A 15056-nucleotide genomic window follows, 5' to 3' on the forward strand; every position below is an offset into this window, starting at 1 on the left:
TCGGAACCCTCCCGGTTCGCGGGACCCACTCAGGATGGGGAAACGCGGAACCCCTACGTCCGCGTACGACGGCGACGATGCTTGCACGAGCAGCCCCGGGTCACGCAAGTCCCCTGTTCCTGATGGTCCGCCATGTCCGCTTTGACCGGGCCAAGTCACACCCGCGTATCCGTCAGACCGCTTCGGGCACCGGCAGGGGCCGCTTCTCGATGGCCGCCGCCATGACCTCCGGGAACAGGTCGGGCGTGCAGGCGAACGCCGGGGCGCCGAGCGCCGCCAGGGCCGCCGCGTGCTCCCGGTCGTACGCCGGGGTGCCCTCGTCGGAGAGCGCCAGCAGCGCCACGAACTGCACGCCGGAGGCCTTCATGGCCGCCACGCGCTTCAGCATCTCGTCCCGTATGCCGCCCTCGTAGAGGTCGCTGATGAGGACGACGACGGTGTCGGCGGGGCGGGCGATCTGCGACTGGCAGTACGCGAGGGCGCGGTTGATGTCCGTGCCACCGCCGAGCTGCGTGCCGAACAGTACGTCGACCGGGTCGTCGAGCTGGTCGGTGAGGTCGACGACCGCCGTGTCGAAGACGACGAGCCGGGTGGCGATGGACCGCATCGACGCCAGGACGGCGCCGAACACGGACGCGTACACGACCGACGCGGCCATCGAGCCGGACTGGTCGATGCAGAGCACCACGTCCTTCTTGACCGACTGGGCGGCCCGGCCGTAGCCGATGAGCCGCTCGGGCACGACCGTGCGGTACTCGGGGAGGTAGTTCTTCAGGTTGGCCCGGATGGTGCGGTCCCAGTCGATGTCCCGGTGGCGGGGCCGGCTGACGCGGGCGCTGCGGTCGAGGGCGCCGGTGAGGGTGGCGCGCGTACGGCTGGCGAGCCGCTTCTCCAGGTCCTCGACGACCTTGCGGACGACGGCCCGCGCGGTCTCCTTGGTGGTCTCGGGCATGGCCTTGTTGAGCGAGAGGAGCGTGCCGACGAGGTGGACGTCCGCCTCGACGGCCTCCAGCATCTCCGGCTCCAGCAGGAGCGCCGACAGGCCGAGCCGGTCGATGGCGTCGCGCTGCATGACCTGGACGACGGAGCTGGGGAAGTACGTACGGATGTCGCCGAGCCAGCGGGCGACGGACGGCGCCGACGCGCCGAGCCCCGCCGAACGGTCCCGGCCGTCCTGCCGGTCCCCGCCCCGCCCCGAGCCGTAGAGGGCGCCGAGCGCGCCGTCCATGGCGGCGTCGGTGCCGGCCAGGGTGCATCCGGTGCCGTCGGCGTCGCCGCCGCCCAGCACCATGCGCCACCGCCGCAGCCGCTCGTCCTCGTGGTCCCGAACGGTCATGCCCCCACCCCCACTGGTGCGTTGTCGTCGGTCGGCCGCCCGGCCTCGTGGCCGAGCAGGAGCCGCAGCAGCGGCAGTACGGCGTCGGCGCGCTCCTCGTCGAGGCCCGGGCCGAAGCCGGGTGTACCCGCCTCGGCGAGGGCGGCGCCGCCACCGGTGGCCGGGCCGCGGCGGACCAGTTCGCCGAGGGTCCGGCGTACACCCGGCTCGTACGCGGAGAAGGTGCGCCGCAGCAGCGGCAGCACATCGGTGAACGCCTCGGCGGGCACCCCGGTCAGCCAGGCGTCGACCAGGCCGAGCAGCCGCTCGTCGTGGACGAGGAGCATGCCGCCGGAGCGGTCGCGACCGGGTCCTGGGGCGCCGCCGACGAACCCCTCTATCCAGGCGGCCGCGTCGGCCGGCGGTGTGCCGGGGGACAGGGCGAGGCCCATCAGGCGGGCGGCGTCGTCCTGTTCGAGGCGCCCGTCGTCGAGGAGGAGCCGGGTGGCGCGCCCGCGTATCACTCCGGGCACGGTGTCGCGGTCGGCGAGCCGGTGCAGGACGGAGCCCCACTGGGCGGTGACGTCGTCGGCGTCCGGGAGCAGCCGTAGGGCGCTGTGCACGGTGTCCAGGTGGCCGCGCATCTCGGTGGCGCCGTCGGCGTCGAGCCCGGTGCAGGCGGGCGGCAGGCCGACGCAGACGCGGGCGGCGAGTCCGGTGGCGACCTCGGCGAGGGCGGCGGTGTCGGTGGCCCGCACGTCGCCGTAGCGCAGGGACCGGGCGAGGGCGGGCAGGGCCTGGGCGAGGCGGCCGACGTCGGTGTCGAGCGCGGCGCGGTCCGCGAGCGCCTTCATCACGACGGGCAGCGCGTCGGGCAGTTCGGCCAGGAGGCACCGCTCGGCGAGCGCGGTCACCTCGCCGAGCGCGGTCGCGGCGGTGGCCTGCGCCTCGGCCTTGGCGGTCGCGGCGGCGAGCACGGTGGTGCCCCACACGCCGGCCTCGGCGACCCGCACGTACAGCTCCGGCTCCCACCGCAGCCGCCAGCTCTCCCGGAACGTGCCGGTGCTGCCGGTGCGGCCGGCGGCGGGCTCGCCCCAGTCGATGCCGAGGAGGCGGAGCCGGTGCAGCAGTCTGCTGCGGGCGGCGTCGGTGTCCTTGCGCAGGTCCAGGTCGAGTTCGCGCTCCAGAGCCTCGGGCTTGAGGCGCAGGCCGCGCTGGAGGCGGGTCAGGTCGCGCTGGAGCGGGACGGCGGGCGCCCCGTCGGGGACCTCGCCGAGGACGTCGCCGACGACGAGGCGGTCGTGGACGAGGGCGAGCGGTACGTCGGAGCCGTCGCACATGACCGCCCGGACGGCGTCGGTGGTCTCGGTGAGTCCGGCGAGGGGACGGCCGCGGACCGCGGCGAGCGTCTGCGCGAGCCGTACGGCCTCGATGACGTGGGCGGAGGACACCATGCGGTCCTCGGCGCGCAGGAGTCCGGCGACCTTGGTCATCCAGCGTTCGACGGGCCGGTCGGGCGCGGCGAACAGGTGCCCGTACCAGCCGGGCGAGTCGATGCCGGCGCCGTACCCGGAGTGCCGGGCGAGCCTGCGGTGCGTCCAGGGCACCCAGGTGATCTCGGTCTTCGTCCTGGGGAGGCCCTTGAGGAGGGCGCGGTCGGCGGTGGCGGTGGCCTTGGCGGCCAGGGCGGGGACGTGCCAGGCGCCGCACACCACGGCCACGCCGTCGCCGTGCCGCTTGCGCGCGGCCCGGAGGTGGAGGCGCATGTGGGCCTCGCGGATCTGGTCGCGGCGGGTGCCGGGGCCGTGGGTCTCGCGCAGGGCCGCCATGGCCTCGGCGACGGCCTCGAACGGGGCGAAGGGGTCGTCGCCGGCCGTGGTGCGGTGCTCGACGACGTCCTCCCACCAGCGCTCCGGGTCGTCGTATCCGGCGGTCCCGGCGAGGACGGCGAGGGGGTCGGTGCGCAGGCCGTGCTGCTGGGCGGGTTCGCCGCCGTCGTCCGTGTCGTCCTCCTCGTCGCCCCAGCTGGGGTCGCCCGTCATGGCGAGGGAGTGGGCGGCGGGCAGGTCCATGAACCGCACCTCGGCGCCGTGGTCGAGCGCCCAGCGCAGGGCGACCCACTCGGGCGAGAACGCGGCGAGCGGCCAGAACGCGGCCCGGGCGGGGTCGTCCACGGCGTGGGCGAGGAGGGCGACCGGGGGCCGCATGCGCGCGTCCGCGGCGAGCGGCAGCAGGGCGTCGCCCTCGGGCGGGCCCTCGATGAGGACGGCCTGCGGCTTGGCCGCGTCGAGCGCGGCGCGGACGGCGCGTGCGGAGCCGGGCCCGTGGTGGCGTACGCCGAGCAGCAGGGGTGCCGTCATGCCGACACCTCGCGGCAGGCGCGGTAGAAGTCCTTCCAGCCGTCCCGCTCGCGCACGACCGTCTCCAGGTACTCCTGCCAGATGACGCGGTCGGCGGCCGGGTCGCGGACGACGGCGCCGAGGATGCCGGCGGCGACGTCGCCGGGCCGCAGCACTCCGTCGCCGAAGTGGGCGGCCAGGGCGAGTCCGTTGGTGACGACGGAGATGGCCTCGGCCGTGGACAGCGTGCCGGAGGGCGACTTGAGCTTGGTGCGGCCGTCGGTGGTGACGCCGTCGCGCAGCTCGCGGAAGACGGTGACGACCCGGCGGATCTCGTCCATGCCCTCGGGCGCTGCGGGCAGGTCGAGGGAGCGTCCGATCTGGTCGACACGGCGGGAGACGATGTCCACCTCGGCGTCGGCCGTCTCGGGCAGGGGCAGTACGACGGTGTTGAAGCGGCGGCGCAGGGCGCTCGACAGGTCGTTGACGCCGCGGTCGCGGTCGTTGGCGGTGGCGATCAGGTTGAAGCCGCGGACCGCCTGCACCTCCTGGCCCAGCTCCGGGACGGGGAGCGTCTTCTCGGACAGGATCGTGATCAGCGTGTCCTGGACGTCGGCGGGGATACGGGTGAGCTCCTCGACGCGTGCCGTCATGCCGTCGGCCATGGCGCGCATGATCGGTCCGGGCACGAGGGCGTCCCTGCTGGGGCCGTGGGCGAGCAGTTGTGCGTAGTTCCACCCGTAGCGGATGGCCTCCTCGGGTGTGCCGGCCGTGCCCTGGACGAGGAGGGTGGAGTCACCGCTGACGGCCGCCGCGAGGTGTTCGGACACCCAGGTCTTGGCGGTGCCGGGCACGCCGAGCAGGAGGAGCGCCCGGTCCGTGGCGAGGGTGGTGACGGCGACCTCGACGATCCGGCGCGGGCCCACGTACTTCGGTGTGATCACCGTGCCGTCGGGCAGCGTGCCGCCGAGCAGGTACGTGGCGACGGCCCAGGGCGACAGGCGCCAGCGCTCGGGGCGGGGCCGGTCGTCGGCCGCGGCGAGCGCCGCCAGCTCGTGGGCGAACGCGTCCTCGGCATGCGGCCGCAGGGCCTCGCCGGGGTGGTTCTCGGTGGTCGCGGGCACGGTCATGTGATCCCCCTCCAGATCGTTCGATTCGTTCGACCGGGTGTGGGATCCACCGTGCACCACGCCACTGACAATCGGCCGTTTCCGCAGGTGGGAGCGGAAACGGCCAAGTATTTCGGGCAGTTGGGCGCCGGGTCAGCCGGCGATCGGCGAGATGGCCACGCAGCTGGCGGACGCGGCGGTGCCCTTGCCGCTCGCCTCCTTGATCACCTTGCCCTGGTAGGTGATCTTGCAGGTGGCCGACGCACCCCCGGTGTCGAGCGCGACGGGCGTGACGAGCGGGGCCTCGATGCCGCGCAGGGTCACCGTCTTCTTCCACGGCAGCGTGGGCTTCTCCACCGTTTCGAGCTTGGGGTTCATCGCGTCGCCCCCGCCGCCGTTGTAGCTGATGGAGTCGATGCCCGAGCCGGTCACCTCGTACGTGACCTCGTACGTCTCGTTGACGGACTTGTCGACCTGCTTGGCGGCCTCGTCGGCGGCCGAGCAGGCGGTCAGGCCGAGCGCGAGGCAGGCGGCGGCGACGGCGGATGCGGCGCGGAGTCCGGTGCGGTTCATGGTGGGGTCCCCCGTGAGTAAGGCGCTCATGTCATGCACACACAACTCTACGGGCGCCGGGCGGAATTCACCCCGACTCCGGTCGTCCACAGGTGACATCGCAGCTCGGAGCCGATTGTCAGTGGCGCGTCCTACGGTCGTCGGCATGAGTGAACAGGGGGTGCGCTGGACGGCGGAACAGGTGCTGGCTCTGGCTCCTGACGCCGCCTCGCGCAAAGCGGGAAGCAAGCTCGGTACGGCGGGACCGTGGTCCGGCGCCGGCTGCAGTGGTACGGGCGCGGTCTGGGGCCTGTGCAAGGGCAGCGGCAGCAAGCCGTACCAGACGGTCGTCGACATCACGGGCCCGGCGTACAAGTGCAGTTGCCCGAGCCGGAAGTTCCCGTGCAAGCACGCGCTGGGGCTGCTGCTGCTCTGGGCGGGCGGCGACGAGGCGGTCCCGGCCGCCCAGGACGCGCCCGACTGGGCCGGCGAGTGGCTGGCGGCCCGCGTCGCCCGGAGCAGGCCCAAGGAGGAGAGGAACGCCAGGCAGGCGGACCCCGAGGCCGCGCGGCGCAGGGCCGCGAACCGGTTGGCACGGGTCACCGCCGGCGCCGAGGAGCTGGAGCAGCGCCTCGCGGACCTGGTGCGCGGCGGGCTGGCCTCCGCCGACCAGGGCGGGTACGGCCTGTGGGAGGAGACGGCGCGCCGCATGGTCGACGCCCAGGCGCCCGGGCTCGCCGGCCGGGTCAGGGAGCTGGGCGCCATACCGGGCTCCGGGCCCGGGTGGCCGGTCCGGCTGCTGGAGGAGAGCGCGCTGACACACCTCCTCGACCGGGCGTGGCTCGGCATCGAGCGGCTTCCCGAGCCGCTGGCCGCCACGGTCCGGACCCGCGTGGGCCTCCCCGCCGCCGTCACCGGCCCGGCGATCCGCGACCGCTGGCTGGTCCTCGCCCAGTACGACACGTCCGACGGCAGGCTCACCACGCGTCGCATATGGCTGTACGGGCACGGAACGGGCCGCACGGCCCTGCTGCTGTCGTTCGGCGCGGCCGGCCGCGCGCCGCAACTGGCCCTGCCGGTGGGCGTCGTGATCGACGCCGAGGTCACCCCGCACCCGGGGGCGGGCCAGCTGCGGGCGGACCTGGGAAGTCAGTTCGCCGCGCCCGTCCCGGCCGACGCCCCGCCGCCGGGGGGCACGGTCGGCGACGCCCTCACGGCGTACGGACTGGCCCTTCGGCACGACCCGTGGCTGGAGTCGTGGCCCGTGACGCTGCGGGACGTCGTGCCCGTACCGACGGCCGGGGGCTGGCAGCTGGCGGACGCGGACGGCGGCGAGGCCCTGCCGGTCGTGGCGGCCGCACTGGGCCGGCCGGGGCTGTGGCGGCTGGCCGCGGTGTCGGGCGGCGCCCCGGTCACCGTCTTCGGCGAGTGCGGGCACCGGGGGTTCACGCCCCTGGCCGCCTGGTCGGCGGAGACACCGGACACGATCCCGCTCACCTGAGGCAGAAGGGCCGACACCAGATGACCACCACGTCGTGGGAAGACCTCGTCACCTCGGCGCTCCTCGGCACCGACCGCCGCCCGCCGGCCGGCGCGCAGCCCGCCGCCGACGCACCGGTGGCGCTGCTCGACGCGGCCGCGCTGCACACCGTACGGCGCAGGGCCGGCCTCGTACCGGCACCGGCCGCGGAGCTGCCGCAGCCCGCCCCGCACGACCCCCGGCCTCCCGTGCCGGAGGCGGCCCGGCGGCGCCTGACGATGCTGCTCGCCGACCGGGGCGCCGGCCAGGGCGGCCGCCGCGGCTCCGCCCCCGACCTCACGGAGCTGCTGCCCCAGTGGCTGGCCGCCGCGAACGAGCACGGCTACCGGGCGCCCGCGCCGGTCCTGCCGGCGCTGCTGGACGCCGCCCGGGCGCGTACGGACCTGCGGCCGCAGGCGCTGGCGTTCGCCGGGCCGCGCGGGCTGTGGCTGGCCCGCTTCAACCCCGAGTGGAAGTTCGCCCTGCGCGGCGCAGCCGGCGGCACGGCGCTGCCCGCGCCCGACGACGCGGAGGGCGTGCGGCAGCTCTGGGAGGAGGGGCTGTTCGCCGAGCGCGTCGCGCTGCTCGGGGCGGTGCGGGCGCACGATGCCGGCGCGGCCCTGGAGCTGCTGGCGTCGTCCTGGTCCACGGAGCGGGCCGACGACCGGCTGATGTTCCTCGACTCGCTGCGCGGCGGGCTGTCCGAGCGGGACGAGCCGTTCCTGGAGCGGGCCCTGTCCGACCGCAGCCGCAACGTACGGTCCACGGCGGCTGAGCTGCTGTCCGCGCTGCCGCGGTCGGCGTTCGCCGGGCGCATGGCGGAGCGCGCCGCGTCCTGCGTCGGCCTCGACCACACCGGGGACGACGCGACGATCACGGTGGAGGCGCCGCACGAGTGCGACGCCGGCATGCAGCGCGACGGCGTCCTGCCCCAGCCGCCCACGGGACGCGGCGAGCGCTCGTGGTGGCTCGGCCAGCTGGTGGAAGCGGCCCCGCTCGCCACCTGGACCGCCCGCCTCGGCGGCCGCACGCCCCGGCAGATCGTGGCCCTGCCCGTGGCCGACGACTGGCGGGACGAGCTGCACGCCGCGTGGTGCCGGGCCGCGGTGCGGCAACGGGACGCGGACTGGTCCCGCGCCCTGCTGGGCTCCGCCTCGGCGGACGGTCCCGGCACGTCGTCCTCCGCCGAGCGGTCGTCCCTGCTGTCCACCCTGCCGGAGGGGGAACGGGCCGCGTGGGTCGCCGAGTTCATCGCGGCGCACGGCCTGTCGGAGGCGTTCCAGCTGCTCGGCGTCTGCGCGGTGCCGTGGGCGCGGCCGCTGGGCCGGGCCGTGGTCGACGCCCTGGACATCGCCCGCGACGCGGGCAGCTACCCCTGGAGCTTCAGCGGCGTGATGGGCCTCGCCGAGCGGTGCCTGGATCCCGCCGAGGCGGATCGGCTGGAGGTCCTGACGGCGATACCCGACGAGCCGGAGGGCGCGTCGCCGGGCGCCGGCGGCTACTGGTCGGAGGCCTTCCAACGCCTGGTCGCCACGCTCCGCCTGCGGGCAGCGATGCACGAGGAACTACGGGCCTGACCCCGGCCCCCACAGGGGGTGAGCCGCCCACGGGCGGGTGGTCCCACCCACCCCATCCCCACCGGGGGCAAGCCGCCCACCCCCGGACCCACCCACCGTCGTGACGCGCAAGGGCGGAGCCTCAGGCCGGGGGGCCGTTCCTGCTGTGCCCACCCGTTCCGCCCTGCGGAACGACTGCCCACAGCAGGAACGGCGGCACCGGCGACGCCAGCCCACAACGACGGAACGGCGCGCAACGACGCCAGCCCGCAGCAGGCGCGCCCCCGGCGCGGGCCGTGCGCCTCAGGGGCCGCGGAGGTTCAGGCCTCCGCGGGCTGGCGGACGTTCGCGTTGACCCAGTCGACGATCGACGCCGTCGTCGCGCCCGGCGTGAAGATCTCGGCGACGCCCTTCTCCTTCAGCGGCGGGATGTCCGCCTCCGGAATGATCCCGCCGCCGAAGACCTTGATGTCCTCCGCGTCGCGCTCCTTCAGAAGCTCGAGGACCCTCACGAAGAGCGTGTTGTGCGCACCCGACAGGATCGACATACCGATCGCGTCCGCATCCTCCTGGATGGCGGTGTCCACGATCTGCTCCGGCGTCTGGTGCAGTCCGGTGTAGATGACCTCCATGCCGGCGTCCCGCAGCGCTCGCGCGATCACCTTCGCGCCGCGATCGTGGCCGTCGAGACCCGGCTTGGCCACCACCACGCGGATCGGACCGGTCACACCCATCACTGCCTCCACATGCGTCCCCCGAACCTGTCCGCCGGGGAAGTGAACGAACGTTATCGCCAGCATCCCGCAACCGGCCGTTTCGCGGTGGAGAGCGAGGGGGAAATCACACGTGGGACATGTTCGCTCTGCGCCGTACCCCTATCAGGCGGACCGAAGGCCACCACTGGGGCGCGCGCATACGGGAGCCGCGACGAGGTCGTCGTATCACCGTGCCACTACCAGCCGCGTGGCACGGCGGTACGGCCTATCCCCACCCCTCATCGTCGGCGCCGCATGGGGCATACGGGGGGACGGAGCCGCCCTCCGTATGCCGTTCCACCCGGGAGGTCGGCCATGGAGGTCCTGCGCAAAGTCGTGCCCTGGGGGCTGTCCACCGCCCTGTTCAAGGCCACGCTGCTCGAGGTGGCGATCCTGGTCGCCCACCTCGCGCTCTACCCGACCGGGATCACGCAGGAACGCCGCATCGGACCGGGACCGACAGCCGAGCCCACACGGCAGCCCGGCCCCGGGACGGCACCCGGACCGGCGACCGCACCCGGCGCGGCACCCGCACCCCCATCCCCGCAGCCACCCGTCGTCCTCGTGCACGGGTTCATCGACAACCGTTCCGTCTTCGTGCTGCTCCGCCGGGCGCTGGCCCGTGACGGACGGCGGCATCTCGCGTCCCTCAACTACTCGCCGCTGACCTGTGACCTCCGCGCCGCCGCCGGACTGCTCGGCCGGCACGTCGAGGACGTCTGCGCGCGCACGGGTCACGGCGAGGTGGACATCGTGGGGCACAGCCTGGGCGGGCTGATCGCCCGCTACTACGTCCAGCGGCTCGGGGGCGACCGCCGCGTACGCACCCTCGTCACGCTCGGCACTCCGCATTCCGGCACCGCGGCGGCGCCGCTCGCGGGCGCCCATCCTCTGGTGCGGCAGATGCGGCCGGGCTCCGAGGTCCTGCGCGAGCTGGACGGTCCGGCGCCCGGGTGCCGGACGCGTTTCGTCAGTTTCTGGAGCGAGCTCGACCGGTGGATGGTGCCCGCCGAGACCGCCCGCCTCACACACCCGGACCTCGACGCCCAGAACGTACGGGTCAGCGGAATCGGCCACCTCGCCCTACCGGTACATCCGGCCGTAACCGCATACATCCGGGACATACTGGACACCGACTCCCCGTCCGCCGCGACCGGAACCTCTGGCTCCGTGTCGGTGGCGTGAAGACGACAGAGGTAGTCGAACACGTTTCGAAAGTACCGCCAAGGCTCTGTGTGCGCTCCGCCGAAAGGCGGCTGAATGCCCGTTTCCCCCAGGCGTAAAACCCTCGGAAGATTGTCGGTTGCGCATACCGCCGGGTACAGTCGCGCCCACTGCTTTCCCTCTGGGTACCTCCTCCGGGGGCCGAGCCCAGAACTGGTCCTGCTGCCGAGGCGAGAGAGAAGTTGGTGAACGACCAGCACCCCCACGCCGGGTACGTCGGTGACGACGCTTACGCCACGGGCAGCTTCGACACCAGTGCCTACGCGACCGACCCCCTCTTCGGCACCCTCCCCGGTGACTACGACGCCGGGCACAGCGGCCAGTACGACTCCTCGCAGTGGGCGGCGGCCGCGACCGCCACCACCACCCAGCAGTGGGACAACGGCGGGTACACCGAATATTCCGAGTACACCGGACAGTGGGACGCCTCCGCCTGGAACCAGGCGCACGAGGCCCAACACGCGGACCCGGCGCAGCAGTTCGCCACCGCCGCGTACGACACGACCGGCCAGTGGCACACCGCCGGATTCGAGACCGGCACCTATGACGCGACGGCCTGGAACTACGCGTCGACCACGGAAACGTTCGTCCCCGAGCAGTACGACTACGCGGCGGCGACCGAGGCCCACCTCCAGGCCGGGCACGAGACCGCGTACGCGGACCACGACACCTCCGCCGCCTACGCGGGCCACGACACGTACACGGGGCACGAGGCGGCCTTCTCCGAGCCGGAGCCCCTGGCCGACGCGGAAGCCCTGGCGCACGCCGAACACGCCGTGGACTCCGACGTCATGGACGGTTTCGACTCGGGACCGTCCACGGAGATCCTCGCCGAGCCGGTCCTCCCGCCGGAGTCCACCGACGACACCGGCAGCTCCTCCTACGGCACCGCTCCGGCCGTCACCCCCCGCCCCGTACGCCGCGCCGGCGGCGGTGGCAGCCGAGGACGGCGCCGTACGCCGGCCAAGCGCTCCGCGCTGCTCACCGTGGCCGTGCCGTCCGCGTGCGTGATGGGCGTCGCGGGAATCGCGGCCGCCTCCGTCAGCGGGCTCACCGGCAACGAGAAGAAGGACGACGGCAAGTCCGTGACGGCGGCCGACCCTTCCACGGTGAAACCGGTCGCCGCGAACAGCGCCCTCGACACCCAGCTCGACGCCCTCAGCGCCGACGCCCGCGACTTCGGCGACCGCGCCAGCCGCACCCAGGAGCGCATCGACCTCAAGGCGCGCCAGGAGGCGGAGCGCAAGAAGCGCGAGGAGGAGGCGAAGCGGCGCGAGGCGATGCGTCCCAAGTTCGCCCTCCCCGTGAAGCTGCACCAGCTCAGCGCGCGTTACGGCCAGGCCGGCGTCAACTGGATGTCCCTGCACACGGGCATCGACTTCCCCGTCCAGTACGGCACGCCCGTGATGGCCGCGACGGACGGCACCGTGCGCACGCAGTGGAACAGCGCGTACGGAAACATGGTCATCGTCACCGCCAAGGACGGCACCGAGACCTGGTACTGCCACCTGAGCAGCGCCAAGATCCGCTCGGGCGAGGTCAAGGCCGGCGATGTCATTGCGTATTCGGGCAACTCCGGCAACTCCACCGGTCCGCACCTGCACTTCGAGGTCCGGCCGGGCGGCGGCGCCGCCATCGACCCCGAGCAGTGGCTCCGCAACCACGGTCTGAGCCCGACGGGCTGAGCCTCACCCGAGCACGACCGGCCACGGGCCCACCGCGACGAGGCGCCGAGCCGCATCGCACCAGCACAGGCTGAAGGGCGGCCCCCGGAAGGACCGCCCCGCGTCGCCCGTACCGCTACAGCTTCTCGACCGGTGCGTACCGCAGCAGCAGGCGCTTCGGCTTCGCGTCGCCGAAGTCGATGACCGCCTCCGCCTTCTCGCCCGAGCCGCCGACCGACATCACCGTGCCCAGGCCGAACTGGTCGTGCGTGACCCGGTCGCCCACCGCCAGCGCGACCACCGGCTTGTCCTGCGTGCGCCGCGTGGCGAAGCCCGAGGGGCCCGAGCGGGCCCGGGACGCCGACAGGGAGGCCGCGATCCCGGAGGCCGGGCCGGACGAGCGGGCCCCGGACGCCGGCGCGGCCATCCGCCCCGTGCGCTTCCACTCGACGTGCCGGTCCGGGATCTCCTCCAGGAACCGGGACGGCGGGTTGTACGCGGGCTGGCCCCAGGCGCTGCGCATCGACGACCGCGTCAGGTAGAGCCGCTCGCGGGCGCGGGTGATCCCCACGTACGCCAGGCGTCGCTCCTCCTCCAGCTCCTTGGTCTGGCCGAGGGCGCGCATGTGCGGGAAGACGCCGTCCTCCATGCCCGTCAGGAACACCACGGGGAACTCCAGGCCCTTCGCGGTGTGCAGGGTCATGAGCGTGATGACGCCGTCGCCCTCCTCGTCCTCGTCGGGGATCTGGTCGGAGTCGGCGACGAGGGCGACCTGCTCCAGGAACTCGGCGAGCGTGCCCGCGCCCTGCTCCTCGCCGCGCTCCTGCTCGAACTCCAGGGCCACCGCCGCCAGTTCCTGGAGGTTCTCGATACGGGTCTCGTCCTGCGGGTCCGTGGAGGCCTGGAGCTCGGCGAGGTAGCCGGTCCGTTCGAGGACGGCCTCCAGCACCACGGCCGGGCCGGCGCCGGACTCGGCGATCGTGCGCAGGTCGTCCATCAGCTGGTTGAAGCGCTTGACGGCGTTGGCCGAGCGGGCGGCCATGCCGTACGCCTCGTCGACGCGCTTCAGGGCCTGCGGGAAGGTGATCTTCTCGCGGAGCGACAGGGCGTCGATCATGGCCTCGGCGCGCTCGCCGATGCCGCGCTTCGGCACGTTCAGGATGCGGCGCAGCGGGACGGTGTCCTCGGGGTTGGCGAGGACGCGCAGGTAGGCGAGGACGTCACGGACCTCCTTGCGCTCGTAGAAGCGCACGCCGCCGACGACCTTGTACGGCAGGCCGACGCGGATGAAGACCTCTTCGAAGACACGGGACTGGGCGTTGGTCCGGTAGAAGACGGCGACGTCACCCGCCTTCGCCTCGCCCGCGTCCGTGAGCCGGTCGATCTCGTCGGCGACGAACTGCGCCTCGTCGTGCTCGGTGTCGGCCACGTACCCGGTGATCTGGGCGCCGGTCCCGGCGTTGGTCCACAGGTTCTTGGGGCGGCGGCTCTCGTTGCGCTCGATCACCGCGTTGGCGGCGGACAGGATCGTCTGCGTGGAGCGGTAGTTCTGCTCCAGCAGGATCGTCGTCGCGTCCGGGTAGTCCTCCTCGAACTGGAGGATGTTGCGGATGGTCGCGCCGCGGAAGGCGTAGATCGACTGGTCGGCGTCACCGACGACGCACAGCTCGGCCGGCTCCGGATCGCCCTCGCCGCCCGGCTGGCCGACCAGCTCCCGTACGAGGGTGTACTGGGCGTGGTTGGTGTCCTGGTACTCGTCGACGAGGACGTGGCGGAAGCGGCGGCGGTAGTGCTCGGCGACGTCCGGGAACGCCTGGAGCAGGTGGACCGTCGTCATGATGATGTCGTCGAAGTCCAGGGCGTTGGCCTCGCGGAGGCGCCCCTGGTACATCCGGTAGGCCTGGGCGAGGGTCTTCTCGAAGCCGTCGACGGCCTGGTCGGCGAAGGTCTCCTCGTCGATGAGCTCGTTCTTGAGGTTGGAGATCTTGGCGCTGAAGGACTTCGGCGGGTACCGCTTCGGGTCGAGGTCCAGGTCGCGGCAGACCAGGGCCATCAGCCGCTTGGAGTCGGCCGCGTCGTAGATCGAGAACGACGAGGTGAAGCCGAGCTTCTTGGACTCGCGCCGCAGGATGCGGACGCACGCGCTGTGGAAGGTCATGACCCACATGGCGTTGGCCCGCGGGCCGACGAGCTGCTCGACGCGCTCCTTCATCTCGCCGGCGGCCTTGTTGGTGAACGTGATGGCCAGTATCTGGCCGGGGTGCACGTCACGCGTGGCGAGGAGGTGGGCGATGCGGTGGGTCAGGACGCGGGTCTTGCCGGAGCCCGCACCGGCCACGATGAGCAGCGGCGAGCCGGTGTGGGCGACGGCGGCCCGCTGCTGTTCGTTGAGCCCGTCCAGCAGGGCGGCCGGGTCGACGACGGGGCGCGGGGAGCCGTCGCGGTAGAACGGGTCCCGGTCCGGGGGCACGTCGAACTTCCCCTCGAAGAGGTCGTACGGGACCTCCTCCGGGGCCGGGGCGTCGGCCTCGGAGTCCTCGGGGGGCGGCGGGGGCTCCTCCGAGGTGTGGTTCCGGAGGTCCGCCAGGAAGCTGTCGTCAAAGAGGCTGCTCATCGCCTATCGAGTCTAGGCGGCCCCACCGACACCCGGGCCCGAACCGGTTTCGTCACACTGTGCGACGCTTTGGCGACCGTTCGCGCGTCATACGACAGGTCCGCAAAAGGTCACGGAAATGTATCGGGCATATCGAACATCGTCCTTCACAGCGCCACCACAGGTTGGCTAGCGTCTCGCCCAAGCGGCCTGTCCCCCTATCGGCGACCCGCGCCGATCGGGCTGCCCACGCCGAATCCGGCCTGCCCGCGCACCGATCGCGCGGCCGTGCCCGGAGCCGGGGACCCACCCAGTTCCACCGGGGTGAATCGGCCCGCGCCGCCGCCTGCGGCGAGGCCGTAGGGCACCTTCCGTATCCCGCCCGAACCCGACAGCTAACCCGGTAGGCGGTCCACGGAAGGAGATGCCG

At 73.4% G+C, this 15056-nt stretch carries 10 protein-coding genes and 1 riboswitch; of the genes, 4 read left to right on the forward strand and 6 right to left on the reverse strand.

What is annotated here, in order from left to right:
* Positions 1-172: 172 nt before the first annotated feature.
* The 4 genes from ABEB09_RS12005 to ABEB09_RS12020 all read right to left on the reverse strand — a co-directional run bounded on the left by ABEB09_RS12005 (position 173) and on the right by ABEB09_RS12020 (position 5336).
* Positions 173-1336 (reverse strand): VWA domain-containing protein, encoded by a 1164-nt coding sequence (locus ABEB09_RS12005; RefSeq protein WP_345689889.1) that lies wholly within the window; start codon positions 1334-1336, stop codon positions 173-175.
* Positions 1333-3675: a DUF5682 family protein gene (locus ABEB09_RS12010; protein WP_345689890.1), complete on the reverse strand. Its 2343-nt coding sequence runs from the start codon at positions 3673-3675 to the stop codon at positions 1333-1335. Before ABEB09_RS12010 ends, ABEB09_RS12005 begins: the two co-directional genes overlap by 4 nt.
* The gene (locus tag ABEB09_RS12015) at positions 3672-4784 is read right to left on the reverse strand and encodes an ATP-binding protein (protein ID WP_345689891.1); all 1113 of its coding nucleotides are present in this window, start codon (positions 4782-4784) and stop codon (positions 3672-3674) included. Before ABEB09_RS12015 ends, ABEB09_RS12010 begins: the two co-directional genes overlap by 4 nt.
* Before the next feature lie 132 nt (positions 4785-4916).
* A complete protein-coding gene (locus ABEB09_RS12020) occupies positions 4917-5336 on the reverse strand; it encodes an MmpS family transport accessory protein (protein ID WP_345689892.1) in 420 nt (139 codons plus the stop codon).
* 145 nt (positions 5337-5481) lie between these two features.
* Between ABEB09_RS12020 and ABEB09_RS12025 the strand changes: the two genes are divergently transcribed.
* Both ABEB09_RS12025 and ABEB09_RS12030 read left to right on the forward strand, forming a co-directional pair.
* Positions 5482-6816, forward strand: a complete 1335-nt coding sequence (locus ABEB09_RS12025) for an SWIM zinc finger family protein (RefSeq protein WP_345689893.1) — start codon at positions 5482-5484, stop codon at positions 6814-6816.
* Between the two features lie 20 nt (positions 6817-6836).
* Positions 6837-8411 (forward strand): DUF5691 domain-containing protein, encoded by a 1575-nt coding sequence (locus ABEB09_RS12030; protein WP_345689894.1) that lies wholly within the window; start codon positions 6837-6839, stop codon positions 8409-8411.
* Between the two features lie 299 nt (positions 8412-8710).
* On the opposite strand, the gene icmB is transcribed toward ABEB09_RS12030, so the two are convergent.
* The gene (gene icmB / locus ABEB09_RS12035; protein ID WP_345693917.1) at positions 8711-9124 is read right to left on the reverse strand and encodes a coenzyme B12-dependent isobutyryl CoA mutase small subunit; all 414 of its coding nucleotides are present in this window, start codon (positions 9122-9124) and stop codon (positions 8711-8713) included.
* Positions 9125-9460: 336 nt separating this feature from the next.
* Here icmB and ABEB09_RS12040 point away from each other — a divergent pair, with 336 nt between their 5' ends.
* Positions 9461-10330 carry an esterase/lipase family protein gene (locus tag ABEB09_RS12040; RefSeq protein ID WP_345689895.1) on the forward strand — a complete coding sequence of 290 codons (870 nt, stop codon included), beginning with the start codon at positions 9461-9463 and terminating at the stop codon, positions 10328-10330.
* Between the two features lie 224 nt (positions 10331-10554).
* Positions 10555-12054 (forward strand): M23 family metallopeptidase, encoded by a 1500-nt coding sequence (locus ABEB09_RS12045; protein WP_345689896.1) that lies wholly within the window; start codon positions 10555-10557, stop codon positions 12052-12054.
* A 115-nt stretch (positions 12055-12169) separates the two neighbouring features.
* Here ABEB09_RS12045 and pcrA read toward each other — a convergent pair whose 3' ends face one another.
* Entirely contained in the window at positions 12170-14647 is a 2478-nt protein-coding gene (gene pcrA, locus ABEB09_RS12050; RefSeq protein WP_345689897.1) for a DNA helicase PcrA, read from the reverse strand.
* Between the two features lie 253 nt (positions 14648-14900).
* A riboswitch (cyclic di-AMP (ydaO/yuaA leader) is annotated at positions 14901-15052 on the forward strand.
* Positions 15053-15056 lie beyond the last annotated feature (4 nt).

Source organism: Streptomyces coeruleoprunus (genome assembly GCF_039542925.1).
Classification (GTDB): Bacteria; Actinomycetota; Actinomycetes; order Streptomycetales; family Streptomycetaceae; genus Streptomyces; species Streptomyces coeruleoprunus.

What these genes read in the sequence shown, in the direction of transcription:
- ABEB09_RS12040 (WP_345689895.1), top strand. Translation starts at nt 9,461, where the DNA reads ATGGAGGTCCTGCGCAAAGTCGTGCCCTGGGGGCTGTCCACCGCCCTG.
- ABEB09_RS12010 (WP_345689890.1), bottom strand. Translation starts at nt 3,675, where the DNA reads ATGACGGCACCCCTGCTGCTCGGCGTACGCCACCACGGGCCCGGCTCC.
- ABEB09_RS12030 (WP_345689894.1), top strand. Translation starts at nt 6,837, where the DNA reads ATGACCACCACGTCGTGGGAAGACCTCGTCACCTCGGCGCTCCTCGGC.
- pcrA (WP_345689897.1), bottom strand. Translation starts at nt 14,647, where the DNA reads ATGAGCAGCCTCTTTGACGACAGCTTCCTGGCGGACCTCCGGAACCAC.
- ABEB09_RS12020 (WP_345689892.1), bottom strand. Translation starts at nt 5,336, where the DNA reads ATGAACCGCACCGGACTCCGCGCCGCATCCGCCGTCGCCGCCGCCTGC.
- ABEB09_RS12005 (WP_345689889.1), bottom strand. Translation starts at nt 1,336, where the DNA reads ATGACCGTTCGGGACCACGAGGACGAGCGGCTGCGGCGGTGGCGCATG.
- ABEB09_RS12015 (WP_345689891.1), bottom strand. Translation starts at nt 4,784, where the DNA reads ATGACCGTGCCCGCGACCACCGAGAACCACCCCGGCGAGGCCCTGCGG.
- icmB (WP_345693917.1), bottom strand. Translation starts at nt 9,124, where the DNA reads ATGGGTGTGACCGGTCCGATCCGCGTGGTGGTGGCCAAGCCGGGTCTC.
- ABEB09_RS12025 (WP_345689893.1), top strand. Translation starts at nt 5,482, where the DNA reads ATGAGTGAACAGGGGGTGCGCTGGACGGCGGAACAGGTGCTGGCTCTG.